This window comes from Serratia sp. CY32780 (assembly GCF_052169135.1).
GTDB lineage: Bacteria > Pseudomonadota > Gammaproteobacteria > Enterobacterales > Enterobacteriaceae > Serratia > Serratia sarumanii.
In genome coordinates this window covers 210,240-228,892 of record NZ_JBJNLI010000003.1, presented here as the reverse complement: position 1 = coordinate 228,892, position 18,653 = coordinate 210,240, and the positions used below count along the sequence as shown (strand labels likewise).

Sequence of the window (18,653 nt, the reverse complement as noted above, 5' to 3'; positions counted from 1 at the left end):
ATCTCACGAGCTTTTCTTCTCCGGTACGACGCTGCATTTGTCCGCCTGACAATTGAACGCCAGCTGCGGCCGGCCGCCATAGTCATTGATATAGGTCAGCACTGGATTACCGCCCAGGGTAGCGGCGTTCACCGACAATGGCGCGCTGCCCTTCGGCGGCACCATAAACGGTTCGAAGTTTTGCGCGCCCGCAGCGCCTTTACGGCTGGCCGCATCGATAAGGGTGACGTAATACGGCGTCGGGTTATTGACTATGTATTTATCGCCTTGCCTGGTCAGCGTTAATTGCTCCTGCCACGGCGCAGCGTTGCGTTCCGGCGCTATCGCCGCCGGGCGATAAAACAGCTTGATGCGCGTCTGCAGCGCGATCTGCAGCGAGTTCGGCTTGTTGCTCTTCGGCGGGATCTCACGCAGGTTAAAGTAGTACAGCGTTTCCCTGTCCTGCGGCAGCTGTTTGGCCGCCGGCAACGCCTGGATCTTCACCTGGCTTGGTTTACCCGGCTCAATACGCTGCACCGGCGGCAGCACCGTCAACGGGCTTTGAATCTTGTTGCCCTGCTCGTCTTCCAGCCAGCCCTGCGCTAAATAAGGCAGCTGCTTATTCTGGTTGCTAACGCTCAGGCTCACCGACTGCAGGCCGCCATCGAAAATAACGCGGGTGCGATCCAAGGCAATGGCCGCCTGTGACGACATCGACAAAAAGACACTGCCAATTAATGCTATTGCCGGTACGGCTCGCGCGACATTATATTGCATAGATATATTCATAAATAACCTTCCTCCCGGCAGCTCAATAAATACCTCAGCCACCGAATTAAATAACGGCATAAAATTTAAAACTGCTAAATGACTTCAAACACAATCAGCGCATTGCCTGAAAAAGTGCCGCCGTCAATACCGCTCAGCTGCGCGCCGTCCAATTTGGCTACAAAGGCATAGGTCGCATTAAAACCTGGCGAGACGTCAATCACCTGCTCATTAGACGAATTTGGATCGCCAATCGACAGCTTCGCTTTTATTTGATCACTCGTGCCGCTCTTACGCAGCGTTACCGTATTTGCCCCCACCTGATTGACATCGGTAAATCTGAGGCGGGCTTTTCCTGAAGTCCCGCCCTGGCAGGCCAGTTTGGCGGCAATGCCCTTCACTTTGTTTTCACCCTGCGTCATCACGCCAAAATCAATCTCGCCGCTGCTTTGCCATGTCACCGCGCAAGAAAGCGGCTCCGGTGGGCGCGGCGTAATTGGCGGCAGAGGCGGCAATAAACCAGTGCAGTCGGAACCTAATAGGTAAGAGGTCCACCCCGTTACTAGTCGTAATTCTAAACAGTACGGATGACGCTCCTCCCGGCGGCTAAATTGAACTGTTTCCGCTAAGGGCAAAATATTTCTCATCACTGCATTTGCCTCGTCAACACTAAACATGCCTCGTCCATATTCAAAGGTAATACCTTTAGTCTGTACATGATTACCAAATGCATTGTAGGTGTGAAACTGAAGTCGACAAAAACCGAAACAGTCTAACTTACCTTCCTTATTAATATCACCAAATGCCTTGTCGCCAGCCTGAAAAACAACCGTAGTAAAATTAAAATCTAATTCACCTAACCTCGGATAAGGATTGTTTCTAGGCGGATCAAGCCAGCGCCAATCGGAGAACCATCCCTCTACGTATGTTGCTTGTACCATTGTGCTATAAAAACAGATGGGTAAAGCCAATATAAGGGCAATTAGCTTTTTCAATTTACGCTCCATTTTTCAATTCATCCGCTCCCGCTAATACCCGGCAAGGAAGCAGTAAATTATTCACCAGCATTTCTGGTGGCAATAACATCGGCATTTGCACTTCGCACTGTGCTGTGCCCCCCCAGTGCACGGTCATATTTTCTCCGGCTTTGATACCGCTCAGATACACGCTGCCGCCGTCGTTGACGATGCCGGTTTCCTGTTTCCGCGCGTTCCGCACCGTGGCGCCGAACGGCGGCTCGCTGCCATCCGCCAACTTGATCACCGCCATCGCTTTCTCCCCGGCAATCACTTCAAACTTGCGGTAGCCGATGGCGCCTTCGGTCAGCGTCGCCTGCACCACCGATTTGATCGCCTCGGCGCTATCGCCCAGCTCGTCCAGATCGATGCTGGCCTTGTTGCGGTAGTAGCTGTTGACATCCGCCACCACCGCTTTCCCCCAGCGGTTGGTCTCTGCAACGCTGCCATAGCCGCGCACCGGCACCCCGCCCACTCCTTCGGTATCCAGCAGCAAGCGGGTGCCGCCCGGCAGGTTGCTGCGGTGCAACGCTCCGCCTTCTGCGGTCAGCGTTATGCCCCCCTGTGCCGACAGGCCGAAAGCGCTGTATCTGTCCTGCTGATAGCCGGCGTTAGCGGTTACCCGCGCCATATCGCCGTCGCGGTTGAAATAACCGCTCAGGTTGGCGCCGCTGCGCGAAGCGCCGGCGCTGAGCTGATAGTTGCTGCGGCCGTCGAGGCGATCGTAATAGCTTGCCCGATGAGTGTTGTCATTGCGGCTGAGCGTCGCGTTGTAGCTTAACGTGGCGCCGTTGCCCCACGGCAGCGACAGCGACAGATACATGCCGTCGTCGTTGCGCTCGTTGTAACGGTTACGATACGCCGACAGCGACAGCGCCAGATTTTTGAAGCGACCGACGTCGAAATAGCGCGACAGCGTCAGGTTATAACGATCGTTGGCCGGTTTATCCCAATAAGTCTGATGGCTGTAGTTGAGATAAGCGCTCACCCCCAGGTCCCGCAGCTGTTGGTTATAGGTAATGGTGTACATCTCCTTGCTGTTGCCGAAACGCCTGCCGTACTCGCGCGCATCCAGATATTCACTCATGCTCATAAAATTCTGTTCCGAGAAGCGGTAACCGGCAAAGGTCACCTGGCTGTCCAGCTCATCGAAACTCTTCGAATAGCTGAGGCGGTATGAACCGCCGCCCAGCGTTTCGCCGTTATACGGCAACCTGGCGCGCGACTGGGTGGCGTCGAACGACAGCGCCCCCAGCAGCATCAGATCGCGGCCGATGCCCAGCGCCGCAGCGTTATAATCCCCCCCGAACAACCCGCCGCCGTACAGCGACCAGCCGTTGCTCACCCCCCAGGAAAACTCACCGGTGCCGAACAGCGGCCCGCGATAGCGGTGATCGAGATCGGAGGGTTTACCCAAAGCCAGCTTGTAGCGCAGCGATCCCGGCCGCGTCAGATACGGAATGCTGGCGGTGCTCATCGTGAACGCCTGCACGCTGCCGTCTTGCTCTTCCACCCGTACGTCCAAATCGCCGGACACCGCATCATTCAGATCCTGGATGCGGAACGGCCCCGCCGCGACCGTGGTCTCGTATAACACCCGCCCCTGTTGGCTGATAATCACTTTGGCATTGCTCTTCGCGACTCCCGTCACCTCCGGCGCATAACCACGCAGGTTAGGCGGCAACATGTTGTCGTCAGAGCGCAGGCTCAGGCCGCCGAAGCGGAAGCTGTCGAACAGCCCGGAATCAAGATACCCTTCACCAAGCGTTAGCTTTGATCGCAACGCCGGCACGGCCCGATAAGCATAGTAACGGCTCCAATCCAAACGCTTGTCAGTCGGTTGCCCCGACCCGGTCTGGTGATTTAGCTGCGCCTGCCAATCTGCCCGCAACCGCCAGGCACCCAGGTTAGCCCCCGCAGTACCGTTGCCGCTCATGCTATAGCCACGCGTACCCGCCTGTATCTGATGCTGGGTTTGCGCATTGAGGTTGTAATCAAGCAACAGCCCCGGAATGCCTTCATCCCAGCGCGACGGCGGATCCCAATCCTCCGAAACATAGTCCAGATAGGCCTGCGGAATGCTGAGATAAAGTGACGAAGTGGCCAGGTCACCGCGCACTTCCAAGCCTTTCAAGCTGGCCTCATCCAGGCACTCCCCCTGATGCCACCAACTCAAGTCTCGGTACAGCGCCGTTTTCAGCCCCAACTGCTCCACTAAAGAACGCGAAACGCAGGCGCGGCTGCCGTTAGGATCATCATCCGGCGCATAGAAAGCGATTTGCTGTTCCGGCAAATCACTTTTATTGACGTGCACCGCCATACCGTAAGTGCCCGGCATAATGTAGCCGCTGCGAGCGAACTGGCTCAGATCGATGTTTTTGCGATCGTTCACGTCCAGTACATCAATATTGAACTGGATTTCCTCCTGAGCGCCGGCAGCAGAAGTGAAACCAAAGCAGCACAACGCCACCCAGGCACTCAAAATAGATAAACGAAATGACTTTCCGGCAGGCAAAAACATCATGTTCCAAACCTTCTATCTTTTAACTTCCCTGGAAATAGACGATCGATTCAGTAATAATCCATTTTGAATCTAACCGATGAAAAATAACTTCCCGCCGTTAATGGTTGACGATTCGCCATGAGGTTTATGACGTAATTCAACCGATAACTCCCCAGAGGAATATTCATTAACGGCAACGGCATGCCCGGCCTGGCGATATTGCCGTCATCATCGCTTATTTTTAACGCCACACCGGAGGCTTCTCCGTGAATGCCAAACATCTCGCCATCGGCATGGCCATCAAAAGTCACCTGAAATTGCTTCCAACCCGGTAACTTTTTATCTGCTCTCTCCAAGATGCAATTCACTAACTTGATACTGAAAGAGACGTTTTTCCCCTGCCCATCGCGAGCAATATCGGAGACAGGAATAACCTCCATATCGATAATCTGTTCACGGCTTTCCATAGCGATCGCACAAGCTGCATCATTAATGGCCCCTTGCATATTGACGCGCCCCTCGCCCTGTGAAGCAGCAATAGCCTGCGACACAAAGAACAACGGCACCGACAATAGGCAAAACGCCCCTAACTTTGTTATCTGATGCTTCATTATCTCTTCCCGTGAAATAACGATTCCCTATAAATGGCATGCGGGTTGCCCCACATGCCAATAATCATGCGTATTTCGTTAGGCTAACGAATTACTGGTAAGCCAGGGTAAAGTCGGCAACAGACTGGAATTCACCCGGAACGATCGTCGCATTGGACGCGCTGCTGCCCTGCAGGTAAGCGGAGAAACTCAGGGTGTTGGCGCCGTTCTGCAGATCACGTGCTTTAGAAGCCTTGCCCAGTTCGATGTTAGTGCCGGCGCCGTCGGTGATGGCGATGCCAGCCCCTTTAGCGGTACCGGTGATGCCCAGCAGCTTGCTGTCCGCTTCCGACGCTGAACCTGAGAAAGTCAGCGAAACAGTGTTGTTTTTGCCTGGCTCGACGGTGGTCAGCTCGCAGTTTTCCAGCTTGATCTGGAAGTTACGCGGCGTGGATTTACCGCCGTTTTTCAGCGCCACGTTGGAGATGGCGCCCAGCTCAACGGTCTGATCGATTGACTCAGGCGCGATAGAGCAAGGCGCATCGATAATAGAGCCGCTGAAGGTCACTTTACCGTGCCCTTGATCTTTAACCGCAGCATGAGCCACAGAAGAAACACCAAACGCCATGACGGCAGCCAGCATGATTTTATTCAGTTTCATATAACCAATTATCCTTAATCGTATTAATACATAAGGTATTTTCTTAACAATGAGTAATGTGTATCAACGGCCTGGCCTGATGCTTTAAAAAACCAAGCCGCCTTTTCACGCGGCTATTACTGATGTAGTGGATAACCATGGTTAATAGGTCAGCCACATACTATTCAAGAAATAAACCAATTACCCATTCTGTTTTCCCAACCGATGAAATCCTCCATCGCCGGGGTGAAGCCACTTTAGCGCCCCTGCCGCAATCTTGAAATATTATTTCATCAAACACGATAAATACGAGATTAAAACCCAATAAATACCATTAAATTACACATATAGTCTAAAAATGACATCTTTTAGTTCAATAGTTAGATCTTCATAAAAAATTCATTATGGATAAATTATCACTTAGTGACAGATATCAATATTATTGGAAAACACAGAGAATCAGGGTTATTGAAAAATATAACCTCTCAGCGCAAAATCCCTTCCCGAAACAAAAAATGAGAGGATTCCTATGATTTTCATTATAAACGGAAGGGTTAAGTTCAATGAATACGAAGGAACCCTGGAGAGCGTCAATGCCCCGCACAATATGCAGCCGCTAGCGGCCGCGGCTTGCCGTTTGCTTTCTATTTTCGTCAGGAACAATGAAATGTTGATTAAGCGTCAACAATTACTTGAAGAGGTCTGGGAAGAACGAGGACTAAAAGGAACAAACAGCAACTTGAATAACTATATCTCACTATTGCGTCGCCATCTGGCGCAACTTGGCGAGACGGAGTTGATAATCACTTACCCTCGGCAAGGCTTTAAGTTCGTTGCAAAAAAAATTAGCCGACATGCCACTGCCGAACCTGAAAAAGAACAAAACATAATGGAGGAAACCGCTGTTCCCACGCAACCGCCGGGGCAAGCCGCCCCCAGAGGGCGTGGTAGCGGAAAACTATTATCGGCCTGGCGGCAGTTTCAGAGTTGGAATAAATGGGTTAATCTCATCCTATTCATCAGCATCGCTGCATTGATCATGGCCAGCCATCAGTACTCCGTGCGTAACAACCTATTCAGCGGCACTCAGTTCGCGGGTTGCCAAATATACAACATGGGGTGGGATTACTCAGAGAAGGAAACGGTAACCGACATGGTAAAGGCCTATGTCAATTGCCAGAAAAAGACTAAAGTTTATTACTATAACAAAATCACGCAGGATAACAGGCAGTTTGAAGAGAAAATGCTCGTATCCTGCCGAGAAAATGCAGGCCGCCAACCTTGCGAAGTGGTTTATATTCCATAATTGAGTAACGTTTTTCACTACCAGTGATACAAAAACAGCAAGATGTCCGTTCACGGACACGTTCAACCTGCCGTTATTTGCTATACACGCCATCACTAACCACATCCCATAATCGTCTCATTATGGGATGTTTCCATCATTTTCTGGTTACGGAACACAGCAACTCAGGCTGCCTGCCGTAGTACATAATAAAATTGTCATCATTCAATTTGGCAATTTTTAAAACATAGTAATGTTTTTCCTCACCCAACAGAAAGGTCTGCGCATCCGAGTAGGTGAAGTTATCCATGGATTGAAGGATTTTCTTTTCAATGGCGACATAGTAGTACCCACGATGATAGTGATACTTCGTTTCGAGCACGCGGGCTATCACCTGCTTCTTTCCATCCCGATAGGCTAAACCGTTAAGCGTAATGGTCGCGCGGCGCCATCCTGAACGCACGATGTTCACGTACAAACCGCTGGTTACCGTCCCATTCGGCGTCATGCGCGTCGTCGATAAAGACGCATTGCACTCAGGGAAATCTCGCGAGGCGGTCAATAAATAAATCAATATAACAATAACAAGGGCAATAGCAGCAGATAATGCCAGGTAGAAAGCACGGCGCGAGCTAACCTTCATTGATCACCTCAAACTCATCTTCACAGTGCGCATCCATATTCTTAACGCGGTGTTTCGGGCAATACGAGATGAAATCAATCAGCTTTTTGTAGTTCGTATAATGGTATGTCAATCGAGAGTAATAAACCGTTGCCGGTACATCACAATCAAAACCACGGCTTTTGAGCCTTTCCAGGGCGTCGGCAATATACCGCTCGTCGATCCGCTCGCTGGCGTTCAGCGTCTCCACGCGGCAAGATTTGTAGCTGGCGATCTGGGTCTGATAAGCGGTGTCGTAACGTTCGGTAAAAAAGTAAACGCCCGCCAATACCAACGCAATCCCGATAAACAGCAGCGTTACCTTAGGTAAAATGGCATCGCAACGGCGCCGGACGGGTAAAGGCGCGGCAGGAACGCTTTCGTCCTGCGTCATATTGTCCGCCACGGAATGAATGCTGGCGGCGGTAAACATAAATCCCTGCCTCGGCACGGTAACCAGAATTTCGCTCTCTCCCAAGCCGGCAAATGTACGGCGCAGGCTGGCGATATAGTTGTTCAGGTTACTGTTCGAGGCCGTTTTGCCATGATCGTCCCAGACGGTGGAAAAAATAAAGTCCCGGCTAATCAAGATGCCGTTATTTTTTACCAACAGCGCGAGCAGACGATTGGCTATCGTGGTGAGCGTCACCGGTTCGAGGTTCTCCTCCGCCAACGCCAGCGTCGAGTTATCCTCATCGAAGATAATTCGGTTATTGATTAAGAACCTCATAATCGCTCTCTTAGACCTACTCCTGGCGCGGATTATAGCTGAAACATAAGAATCTTCCTATCACACGAACAATTAACCGCCGCGCGGTTAGACAAGTCTTCCTCACAACGTAACCACGTCGAGCGTGACGGCCAGCCTCTCTGACCTTCCGCCGGCATTGAGCCGGTGTCCACTAAACGAACAGCGCATTTTGCATGCAGCATGAGCAATCTTTGCTCAGCCGATGAGTGCCCGCAGGGAGGGAATGCTTAGGATTCAGGAGGGATACAGCGAAGGAAGAGGCTCACTGCAGCAGGAAAAACCCCTGCTCACTGGCTCGCCACACCATTACAAGTAACACTTTAACACGTTGAATCATATGACAAAAAACAAATCACAACAGGCTAATTTCATAATTTCACTTTTAATTTCATATTTTCAAAACGCCCTCTGCTTCTAATATCATGTTATTTCACCTTCCCAGGACGCATTTTAGGGCTATTCTAAGCAACGAATACTTGATCCCAGAGACATAAGACGAACGCAGACCAGCGTCGACACGAGAACAACTGATGAAAACCCAACGGCTTTTCTTTTCCCTGGGTTGGCGTTTTTATGGAATGATAAATAAGACTTTATCGGATTTATACCTAAACGAGTTAATTATAACACACGCAAGCTTTCATTGGGACTTTCATGGAAAGAAATACGCCCGTAGCCTTTACCTGATGAGCTACCGAATTCTAAACGGGCATTTAAATAATGCGGTATTTTTGGCCCGCACACCTTTAATTACATTTAATTCGTGAAGCTTACTTATAAGAAAAAGGCAGCCTGGTTGCTATAAGCCGCCCTTCTGCAGCCGTATTTCTGGGTATTATTCTCATTATACTGGAGCTTATTAATGAATCAGCGTTTGGATATCATCGGTATTGGCCTTGGCCCGTCGAATCTTAGCCTGGCGGCCTTAGGGAGTGAAATAGAGGGATTTACGGGGCAATTCCTGGAACGCAAACCCCATTTCTCCTGGCACCCAGGGATGATCCTGGCGGATTGCAGCATGCAGACCAACTTTTTAAAAGACCTGGTGAGCGCGGTTGCCCCAACCAACCGGTACAGCTTTCTCAACTATCTGGTAAAAAACAGGAAGTTCTACCGTTTCCTGACCACGGAACAGCGCACCGCATCGCGTGAAGAGTTTGCCGATTACCTCTCCTGGGCCGCCGGCGGCATGCGCTCATTAGCATTTAATCAAGACGTTCAACGGGTCGAGTTTGACGATCGGCAGCGTCAGTTCGTGGTGACCACCTCGAATAAGGTCTTCCACGCCAGGCACGTCAGCATTGGGATTGGCAAGAAAATAAAGTTGCCTGATTGCGTGACGGCGCAAAGCGATCGCTGTTTCCATGCCAGCGAAATGATGCTGCGCAACCCCGATCTGACAGGCAAACGCGTGGCGATCGTCGGCGGCGGCCAGAGCGGCGCCGACCTGTTCCTGAATATTTTTAAAGGGGAATGGGGGCAACCGGAACAGCTCGACTGGATATCGCGCCGCAACAATTACAACGCGCTCGATGAAGCGGCCTTTGCCAACGAATATTTCACGCCCGATTACGTCGAGAGCTTTTACTCGCTGGATAGCGCGGCCAAGCGGCATATGCTGGCCGAACAGAAGATGACCTCAGACGGCATCACCAGTGAGTCGCTGCTGGCGATTTATCGCGCCATGTACCACCGCTTCGACGTCCTGCGCGAGAAATTATGGGTGCGCCTGCTGCCCAGCCGTTCGCTGACGGCCGTGAAACACACGCTGGATAACGCCTACCAACTCGAAACGCGCCATCATCTCGATCACGGCGAAGAAGCCTTCAAGGCGGACGTGGTGATCTTTGCCACCGGTTACCAATCGGCAACGCCAGAGTTCCTTGAGCCTTTGGCCCACCGTTTGCTGACCACTGCGGATGGCGAATACCGCATCGCCCCCGACTTTACCTTTGAGTGGGAAGGCCCTGCGGAGAACTGCTTATTCGCCATGAACGCCAGTATGCATAATCACGGCATTGCCGATCCGCAGTTGAGCCTGATGGCGTGGCGATCGGCCCGTATTCTTAATCGCGCTTTAGAACAACAGCCGTTTGATCTGAGTACAACGCCGAGTGCACTTCAATGGCGAAGTGAAGGTGTCTCTCCCACGTTTTAACCGCGAGCACGCCTTAATCATTATCACAGCGCTATGATGGAATGACGTATATGAAAAGACAAATTATTAAATTTATTATAAAGCAGCTGGCCGTATTGGCCCCCGAATTCAAGGCCAGATTGCTCTACAAAAAAGCGTTTGGCAAACCGTTAAACTTGCAGGCGCCGTCCACCTGGAATGAAAAGATCAATCACCTGAAGTTGAATGGCTATAGTCACAATGCGTTGGTAAAGCAATGCGCAGATAAATATGCGGTGAGAGAGTACATCAAAGAAAAGGGGTGCGAAGAGATCCTGAATGAATTGTACTTTGCCTGCGATTCAGTAAACGATATTCCGTGGGACACGTTGCCGGACAAATTTGTGATCAAAGGGAATCACGGTTCCGGGTATAACCTGATTTGCCAGAATAAAAAATTGCTGAATATCACGAGCGCCAAAAAATTGATCGACGGCTGGATGAAAGACGATTATTGGAAAACCTATGTAGAACTCAACTACAAAGGGATACAAAAAAAGATCATTGGCGAGAAGTATATCGAATCGGCCAATGGTCACGGGCCTGAAGACTATAAGATCTATTGCTTCCGCGGCGTGCCTTACTGCACCTTACTGTGTGTCGGCAGGGATACCGGGTCGCCGAAGTATTACTTCTTTGATAAAGATTTCAAGTTTCTGTGCTACAGCGATGACTGTCTGGCCTTGAGCCAGGAAGAAATAGACGCCTTCGTGAAGCCAGAGGGTTACGATGAGCTGTTTGAGTACGCCTCGCGCTTGTCCGCGCCCTTCGAGTTTGTTCGCGTTGATTTCTACATCTCGCAAGGCCGAATCATTTTTGGCGAGCTGACCTTTACCCCTTCCGCCGGGCTGGATACGGATATCCTGCCGCCGACCGATGTTTTGCTTGGCGAGATGCTGACGCTGCAACAGCACTGATTTTCACCTGGCCCCACGGTGAAGATCGGCAATACCGGCCGGCATGTTCGCGGCCTGCCGGCCGGTATTGCCCTGAGGGTTATCGGGCCGCCGATCTCGCCGGTTCATGCCGCCGTTACAGCAAAACCCCTGCCGGCAATCCCTGGCAGCCCACGCCCGGCCCAAGAACAATACCTCAGCCAGACCACATAACCATTTGAAAAATAATGGCATTAAACGATTAATAAGAATCACTTACATATTTATAATAAAATGTTCTATATGTATAGGAAGCTATAATATAAGATACCGGAAAGTTTCCCTGGTGTTGTTGTGTGTCTTTGCCCTATTTTATAGGGCTTTTTTTGCTCAAAATCGTTGATAACCGTGTGTTTTCATCCGCCCTCGCCGTTTCTCCCCGCATAAAAATCATAACCATTTCTAATTAATGATAATCCTTCTTATTCCTGACTTACCAATAATAACAATGAGTTGCTATTAACCCGGCAAAGCAACTGGCGGCGCGCTTCCGGGTTCCGCGGTCGGAATGTCCACCCTAAAGGTAGGTTTTTGCCTGACGCGAACGGATGCTACTATCGGCCTTTTTCGAGGATGTTGATCCGCATGTTCTTGTCCAACCGGCATTTTATCTCCGCGCTTCTGGCGCTCGCCATCGGCCTTTGGCTGCCGGGCTCCGTGCTGGCCAGGCCCGATTTGGAACGCAAGATCGGCACTACCGTAGCCGATAGCGATTCTGCGGATTATCGTTTCAGCGATCTGCGCTTCACCTCCGCCGATGGCCAACGGCATTACCGTGTGCGCATCGCCCAGCCGCGTCGGGCGCCTGCGCCTGGCGGCTATCCAACGGTTTATTTCCTCGACGGCAATGCGGTGCTGATGGAGTTGAACGCCGCCTTACTGGCCAAATTGGCAGCGGCGAAGCGGCCGCCGGTGCTGGTGATGATCGGTTATGACAACGATCTGCGCATCGATGCCGCCGGCCGCGCCTACGACTATACGCTCCCTCTGCCGGCAGGCATGAAGAAAGCGCCGCGGGCCGGCGGGGGCGCGGATGCGTTCCTGCAATTGATTGAAACTCGGATCAAACCGGCGATCGCCGCCAAACTGGTGGTCGATCCTCAGCGGCAAACGCTGTGGGGCCACTCCTACGGCGGGCTTTTCGTTCTGCACACGCTGTTCACCCATCCCGCCACCTTCCAGCGCTACATCGCCGTGGAACCCTCACTGTGGTGGGGCAACGGTATGATCCTGCAAGAAGCGCAGCAGATGACGGAACGACGTGCGGTGCCGGCGACAAGGCTGCAACTGTGGGTTGGCCTGGCAGAACGCGATCGCGCGGCTCCGCCCGGCGTGAAGAGCCCCACTCTGCCGGCGGATGCAACGCATTTGCTGGCCGAACAGCTGGCGCAGCTCGGCGGTCTCACCGTCGGCTATCGGGAGTGGCCCGCCTTAGGGCACGGCGCCATGCTGGGCGCGGCCATCGAGCCGGCGCTGAGCAGCGTCATCGCAGAGGATTGAATCCGCGGATTGGAAGGTATCGGCCACATTTTCATCTGCGGCACATATCTTCTGATGAGAAGAGTGTTTACTATCTGAGACGGTGAAGGGTGGTCGCGGATGGGGGCGTCAAAAAACAAAGTGGCTCCCCCGTCGGCAAGTGAGCTTGCTCTATCCGGTGGAGCCATACAGTACTGCAGTTTTCCCGGTGGGGCCCTGGTGAGGCGCAAGTAGGAAAAGATGGTGTTGGCAGGGCATTTCAGCGTTTTAATACCGCCTGTTCACTATTTTCTTCTCCCTGTGACGCCTACTATAAGCGCCCGCTCACCGGGTGGAAAAGGGTGAAAACCACCCTTGAAATACATTAATTAAAGTGATATTAGAAGCGGTTGGAGCGAAAGCGCCTAGTTCGGTTTTGAATAATTAAATCAGGGAATTATATTAAAAATGAATATTAATATCACCGACAAACCCAACCCGCAGGATGAAGAGTTCGTTATCGACAGCCTTTGGGCGCACAATCACAAAACCCAGCCCGTAGACATTCACCCGCTGTTCCTGACCGTCACCGACGACAACCAGCAGATCGTCGGCGGCCTGGTCGCACGCACCTGGTGGGGCGGCCTGGAAGTGCAGTATCTGTGGGTCGGCGATCAGTGCCGCAAAAGCGGATACGGCCGCCAATTGATGGAGCTGGCCGAAGAAGAAGCCCGCAAGCGCGGTTGCCATATGGCCTATGTCGATACCTTCGATTTCCAGGCCAGAGGCTTCTACGAAAAACTGGGCTACCGGGTCTACGGCGAGCTGGGCGACTATGCGCATCGCCACACCCGCCATTACCTGGCTAAAAGCCTGTAACGCAGCCTGAGCGGCACAGAGGTGGGTATGGGTTCATCGCATAAAAATAATGAATCTTATTTTAAGGGCCTCATCACCATGATGGAGCACCTGAGCGAACCCTGGGGCATCAAAGATCAGCTGTCCCGCCACCTCTATATGAACCGCGCCGCTTATCTCTATACCAATACGCCGCTGAATTTCGACGTCGCCGGTAAATATGACCACGAATTCCCCGCCGACTGGGCCGACTCCGCCGCCGACTTTATCGAGCATGACAAGATGACCGAAGCGGCGCGCGATCGGGTCACGGTCATAGAAACACACTACTGGTACGGCAAAGACAGCCTGACGCCGTTTATCAGCGAAAAGCTGCCGGTGTACAATGATGACAAACAGGTGATTGGCGTGATCTGGAACGCCAAGCCGATGAACAGCCTGTCGCCGCTGAAATACATCAATCAGCAAAAACCCAGCGTGCTGACCACAGAAGTCAATAACGAGCTGTTCACCCGTGCCGAACTCGATGTCATTTTCCTTATGCTGCAACGATTTACGGTGAAAGAGATCGCCAAAATCTATAACGTCAGCAATAAGACCATCGAAAACCGCATTTATAACATCTACCAGAAGGCCAACGTGCATACTCAGCAGCAATTTGAGGAATACTGCAAATACGCCAATCTGGATAACTACATTCCCGATCGCCTGATAACCAAAGGCATTCAGTTTATTTGAACCGCAAGGAAGATCTCACCGTGATAAAGATCGAAGATTATCCGCTCACCCGGGTGCCGCAGGATAAACGAGTTTCGTTTTTAAGCGTGGCCATCGTACATATGGGCATGTTGACCGCGCTGGACCAGTTCATGCTCGGCGCCGTGCTCGGCAACTCCATGACGCTGATTGACGCCTTCACCGCCATTTTCGTCGGCAGCCTAATCTTCGGCGTGGTGACCTACGGCCTGGGGCTGGCGGGGATGCGCGAAGGCATTTCCGGCAGCCTGCTGGCGCGCTGGTGCGGCTTCGGCCGTCTGGGCTCGGTGCTGATCGGCGTGGTGGTGGCCGTCAGCCTGCTGGGTTGGTTCGGCATTCAGAACGCCATTTTCGCCAAGTCGCTCGACTTCGCGCTCGGCAATAAGCTGGGCTTCGGCCTGGCCGCCGGGCTCTCGGGCACGCTGCTGACCATCCTGGTGGCATTCGGCTTCAAGGCGCTGCGCATCGCCGCCCGTATCGCGGTGCCGATGTTCATCATGCTGGTGGCCTATATTTCGGTGACCGCGCTTTCCGGCCATAACCTGCAGGAGATCATCCAGCTGGCGCCGCCGGGTGAACCGCTGACCATCAGCGCCGGCATCACCATCGTCGTCGGCGGCGCCATCGTGGCCAGCCTGATGACCCCCGATCTGACTCGTTACTCCAAAAACGGCAAGCACGTGCTCGGCGTCACGCTCTTCACCATCATCGCCGGCGAGTTCGTGGTGAACGGCCTGGCGATCCTGATCGCCAAAACCCTGGGCACCGCCGATGTGGTCACCATCATGTCACAAGCGGCCGGCGGCGCCGGTTTGCTGGTGGTGGTGTTCTCCACCCTGCGCGTCAACGATCTCAACCTGTACTCTTCTTCGCTGGGCATCGTCAACGCGGTGGAAGGCATCACCGGCAAAAAGCTGAAGTACACCTACACCACGTTGGTGATCGGCATTCTTGGCACCACGCTGTCGGTGCTGGGCATTCTTGACCGCTTTGTCGACTTCCTGACGGTGCTTGGCGTGGTCTTCCCGCCGATTATCGGCATCATGCTGGTGGACTATTACCTGCTGCGCAGCCACCGCAAGATCCTGGACGAGAGCCGCCGTACCGGCCAGCTGCCGAGCGAAACGCCGACCATCGGCTGGGCGGCGATCGTCGCCAGCATCGTCGGCGGCGCCGTTGGCCTGGCGACCGAATGGGGCGTGCCGACCATCAACTCTCTGGTGGCCGCCAGCCTGCTGTATTGGGTGCTCAAACTGGCCTTCAGCCGGGCGCAAAAACCGCTGGCCTCACAGAAATCGCTCTGATTTTCGCGCACGCGTTATTGCACTCCTCCGGTAACGGGGGAGTGTTTGATGCTCGAAAAGGGAGATTCAGTGCAAAAGAATAGGCCGATCGCGTAGACAAACGGCCGTGGTAGTTAGGGTCCCTGGTGTCGGTAGCAAGCTATCCATTATGCTCAGAGTGTGGCAACGCCCCCTCTGGGCTTTTTATTATAAAAATTGTTGGCTTCCGTGTTTGATCATAAAGAAAAACTTCAGCTTGCATGAACAGTAGCCCATGAAATCGGTTTTGGTCAACATAAAAGTAAACATAAAACCGGCTTTTGTGTTCACTTTTCCATAAGCAAAACCTAATCAATTGATTTACACGGCTTTATCTTTCGCACAGAGAAAGCAGGCCATCCCCGCTGACATCACTGCGCTAAACGGCTGACGAGAAACAATAATTACCGCCAATAATCAGCCTGTTACCCGCGCGTCCGCGCCTTTTTATCTGGACAACGCCAGTGCGTAGGATATAGTGAAGCCTGCGTAATGTTTGTAAGGACAGCCAATGAAAACCACCAACGCACAGCGCAAAATCAACATCATTAAAAATATTGAATATCTGATGCGTACCCGCGGTGAAACCAAGGCTTCCTTTTCCAATCGCAGCGGCCTGACGCGCACGACTCTCTACAAAATTCTTGACGGAAGAGTGAACAACGTTCAGCAATCCACCGTGAATCGGATCTCCGATTTCTTCGGTGTCTCCTGTGAAGAGATCGAAGACTACGATCTGGAAAAGCTGGAGCTGCTCAACGAGACGCTGTCCACCGAGGGCAACAAGAACCCTTCCGCCATTCCGGTGATCCCGCAGTCGCGCTATCTGGCCGTCTCGCAGCGCAAGATCGGGCAACTGGTCACCGAGTTTCCTCTGACTTATTTCTTCGGCGATGAGTCGAACATGTTGGCAATGAAAATAGAGACCGAAATTAAAGGGTCATTTATTCCCGGCGAGATCATCATCATAAAACGTCCGCCGGTACTGATTTGCGATTCGCCTTTGCTGTATCACTCGGGAAAAAGCGGCTTCTTTGTGGTTGACGACAAAGACAGCGAAAGCATGGACAAACGCCCTCAGGACACCGTGCAATTCCTGGGTTACATCGTTGGAGAAAGGTTATAAATGGAACCGAATCAGAAGTTCAAGCTGTTGGGCTTCACCCGGCATGGCACCATCGCGGCCAATGTCATGGTATTGGCCACCGGCAAAACCATTACCATGGGGCTGAATGAGCTGGCCGACAGCGAAATATCGGAAGATCTGAGCCGGCACGAGCTGCAGGCGCTGTACCGCAAACTCTATGGCGACAACCAACAAAAAACCGCCTACGAGCTCAGCGATCGCCATGAACGATCCTGGTACGCCTACCTGATTATTACCGTGGCGCTCAGCGTGATTTACATTTTCTCAACGCTGTGCGGCGTCAAGCCGATCCAAATCCCGGTGCTGAATCTCATCACGCCGCCGGCGATCTTCATCTACCCGCTCACGTTCATTCTGGTGGACATTCTCAACGAATTCTACGGGTTGCGGCTGGCCAGGCGCACCATCATCATCTCGTTTATCGCCAACCTGACCTTCGTCCTGGGAGTTTGGGTGACGACGCTGGTGCCGAGCATTCCGCAGTGGGAGTACAGCGAGACCTACAACGGCATCGTACACAGCATCATGGCGGTGCTGGTGGCCTCGTCGGCGGCCTATCTGATCTCCGAGAACGTCAACTCCTACCTGCTCTGCAAAATCAAAGAGTTGACCAACTCCCGCTACCTGTTTGTGCGCGTGATCACCAGTACCGTAGTGGCTTCGGCCATCGACAGCGTGGTGTTCTGTACGCTGGCGTTCTACAACGTGCTGAGCTGGGACATCATCAAAACCATGATCCTGTCGCAGTTCCTGATCAAGGTGGTTTACGCCCTTCTGGGCGTCGGGCCGATCTACGCCACCCGCAGTCTGTTTAACCGCTACATCAATACCGAACAAGCAAAGGGCAATGAATATGCATATCCAAAAGCAAGATAAGATCACCCATCTTGGCGCCAACTCCGATTATCCGGATCAATATGCTCCCGCATTGCTTGAAGCCTTGCCGCGCGCGCGCGGCCGCGATCTGATCGGCGTGGACGAGCGGCAGCTGCCGTTCAGCGGCTTTGATCTGTGGACCGCCTTCGAGCTGTCCTGGCTCAACGCCAAGGGCAAGCCGGTGGTAGGCATCGGCGAATTTACCTTCCCGCACTCCTCGTCGAACCTGATCGAGTCCAAATCGTTCAAGCTGTATCTCAACAGCTTCAACCAAACGCGCTTCGACAGCGTGGAACAGGTGAGCGCCGCCATGCAGCAAGATCTGTCGCAGGCGGCCAACGGCCAGGTCACCGTCAAACTCTATCCGGGGCTGGAAGGTTACCCGGCGCAGATCGATCGCCTGCCGGGCATCAACATCGACGATCTGGATATCGCGGTCGACGACTTCGCCTTCAAACCGGAATACCTGAGCGGCGCGGCCGAGAGAGGGGAACCGGTGGCGGAGACGCTGTCTTCCAATCTGCTGAAATCCAACTGCCTAGTCACCAACCAGCCGGACTGGGGCAGCGTGGTGATCCGCTATGAAGGCCGCAAAATCGATCGCGAAAACCTGCTGCGCTACCTGATCTCCTTCCGCCAGCACAACGAATTCCACGAGCAGTGCGTCGAGCGCATTTTCAACGACATCAAGCAGAGCTGCCGCCCGGAAAAACTCAGCGTGTTCGCGCGCTACACCCGCCGCGGCGGCCTGGACATCAACCCCTTCCGCAGCGATTTCGAAACGGCGCCGGCGCTCGGGCGCCTGATCAGACAGTAAGCGTTATCCCCCAATGCTCCCGCCGGGGAGCATTGTTTCCCTCGCATTCATCTCCCTGTTATTTTTCGCCATTATCGTCGTCAGCGGCTATCTTCAAAGCACACTGACGGAGATT

At 52.8% G+C, this 18,653-nt stretch carries 17 protein-coding genes; 10 read left to right on the top strand and 7 right to left on the bottom strand.

What is annotated here, in order from left to right; genetic code table 11:
• Positions 1–3 precede the first annotated feature (3 nt).
• The 5 genes from ACJ8HH_RS17325 to ACJ8HH_RS17305 all read right to left on the bottom strand — a co-directional run bounded on the left by ACJ8HH_RS17325 (position 4) and on the right by ACJ8HH_RS17305 (position 5,517).
• Entirely contained in the window at positions 4–756 is a 753-nt protein-coding gene (locus ACJ8HH_RS17325; protein ID WP_060419744.1) for a fimbria/pilus periplasmic chaperone, read from the bottom strand.
• Between the two features lie 86 nt (positions 757–842).
• Complete coding sequence (locus ACJ8HH_RS17320) at positions 843–1,754, bottom strand: hypothetical protein (protein ID WP_154641088.1); 912 nt, start codon at positions 1,752–1,754, stop codon at positions 843–845.
• A complete protein-coding gene (locus tag ACJ8HH_RS17315) occupies positions 1,744–4,287 on the bottom strand; it encodes an outer membrane usher protein (protein WP_060426733.1) in 2,544 nt (847 codons plus the stop codon). The genes ACJ8HH_RS17320 and ACJ8HH_RS17315 overlap by 11 nt, the downstream gene beginning before the upstream one ends.
• 47 nt (positions 4,288–4,334) lie before the next feature.
• Positions 4,335–4,877 carry a fimbrial protein gene (locus ACJ8HH_RS17310; RefSeq protein ID WP_060426735.1) on the bottom strand — a complete coding sequence of 181 codons (543 nt, stop codon included), beginning with the start codon at positions 4,875–4,877 and terminating at the stop codon, positions 4,335–4,337.
• Positions 4,878–4,968: 91 nt separating this feature from the next.
• Positions 4,969–5,517 (bottom strand): fimbrial protein, encoded by a 549-nt coding sequence (locus ACJ8HH_RS17305; protein WP_033649096.1) that lies wholly within the window; start codon positions 5,515–5,517, stop codon positions 4,969–4,971.
• A gap of 508 nt (positions 5,518–6,025) precedes the next feature.
• Here ACJ8HH_RS17305 and ACJ8HH_RS17300 point away from each other — a divergent pair.
• Positions 6,026–6,802: a transcriptional regulator gene (locus tag ACJ8HH_RS17300; protein ID WP_050438976.1), complete on the top strand. Its 777-nt coding sequence runs from the start codon at positions 6,026–6,028 to the stop codon at positions 6,800–6,802.
• A 136-nt stretch (positions 6,803–6,938) separates the two neighbouring features.
• Here ACJ8HH_RS17300 and ACJ8HH_RS17295 read toward each other — a convergent pair whose 3' ends face one another.
• Together ACJ8HH_RS17295 and ACJ8HH_RS17290 are read right to left on the bottom strand one after the other, a co-directional pair.
• On the bottom strand, positions 6,939–7,424 hold the full coding sequence (locus ACJ8HH_RS17295) for a hypothetical protein (protein ID WP_033636027.1): 486 nt from the start codon (positions 7,422–7,424) through the stop codon (positions 6,939–6,941).
• Positions 7,414–8,172, bottom strand: a complete 759-nt coding sequence (locus tag ACJ8HH_RS17290) for a winged helix-turn-helix domain-containing protein (protein ID WP_033636029.1) — start codon at positions 8,170–8,172, stop codon at positions 7,414–7,416. The genes ACJ8HH_RS17295 and ACJ8HH_RS17290 overlap by 11 nt, the downstream gene beginning before the upstream one ends.
• 883 nt (positions 8,173–9,055) lie before the next feature.
• On the opposite strand from ACJ8HH_RS17290, the gene ACJ8HH_RS17285 reads away from it, so the two are divergent.
• From ACJ8HH_RS17285 to queF, 9 genes are all read left to right on the top strand, one after another.
• The gene (locus ACJ8HH_RS17285) at positions 9,056–10,351 is read left to right on the top strand and encodes a lysine N(6)-hydroxylase/L-ornithine N(5)-oxygenase family protein (protein ID WP_033649094.1); all 1,296 of its coding nucleotides are present in this window, start codon (positions 9,056–9,058) and stop codon (positions 10,349–10,351) included.
• Between the two features lie 50 nt (positions 10,352–10,401).
• Complete coding sequence (locus tag ACJ8HH_RS17280; protein WP_033649093.1) at positions 10,402–11,286, top strand: ATP-grasp fold amidoligase family protein; 885 nt, start codon at positions 10,402–10,404, stop codon at positions 11,284–11,286.
• 603 nt (positions 11,287–11,889) lie between these two features.
• The gene (locus ACJ8HH_RS17275) at positions 11,890–12,804 is read left to right on the top strand and encodes an alpha/beta hydrolase (protein WP_033649112.1); all 915 of its coding nucleotides are present in this window, start codon (positions 11,890–11,892) and stop codon (positions 12,802–12,804) included.
• A gap of 426 nt (positions 12,805–13,230) precedes the next feature.
• Positions 13,231–13,641, top strand: a complete 411-nt coding sequence (locus ACJ8HH_RS17270; protein WP_004937348.1) for a GNAT family N-acetyltransferase — start codon at positions 13,231–13,233, stop codon at positions 13,639–13,641.
• Positions 13,642–13,668: 27 nt separating this feature from the next.
• A complete protein-coding gene (locus ACJ8HH_RS17265; protein ID WP_033636032.1) occupies positions 13,669–14,358 on the top strand; it encodes a helix-turn-helix transcriptional regulator in 690 nt (229 codons plus the stop codon).
• Between the two features lie 20 nt (positions 14,359–14,378).
• Positions 14,379–15,680 (top strand): cytosine permease, encoded by a 1,302-nt coding sequence (locus ACJ8HH_RS17260; protein WP_033649111.1) that lies wholly within the window; start codon positions 14,379–14,381, stop codon positions 15,678–15,680.
• Between the two features lie 529 nt (positions 15,681–16,209).
• Positions 16,210–16,824, top strand: coding sequence for a helix-turn-helix domain-containing protein (locus ACJ8HH_RS17255; protein WP_033636033.1), 615 nt, complete (start codon positions 16,210–16,212; stop codon positions 16,822–16,824).
• Complete coding sequence (locus ACJ8HH_RS17250) at positions 16,825–17,721, top strand: queuosine precursor transporter (RefSeq protein WP_004937338.1); 897 nt, start codon at positions 16,825–16,827, stop codon at positions 17,719–17,721. It begins immediately after the preceding gene.
• A complete protein-coding gene (queF, locus tag ACJ8HH_RS17245) occupies positions 17,699–18,538 on the top strand; it encodes an NADPH-dependent 7-cyano-7-deazaguanine reductase QueF (RefSeq protein ID WP_060426846.1) in 840 nt (279 codons plus the stop codon). Before ACJ8HH_RS17250 ends, queF begins: the two co-directional genes overlap by 23 nt.
• The last annotated feature ends 115 nt before the right edge of the window (positions 18,539–18,653 follow it).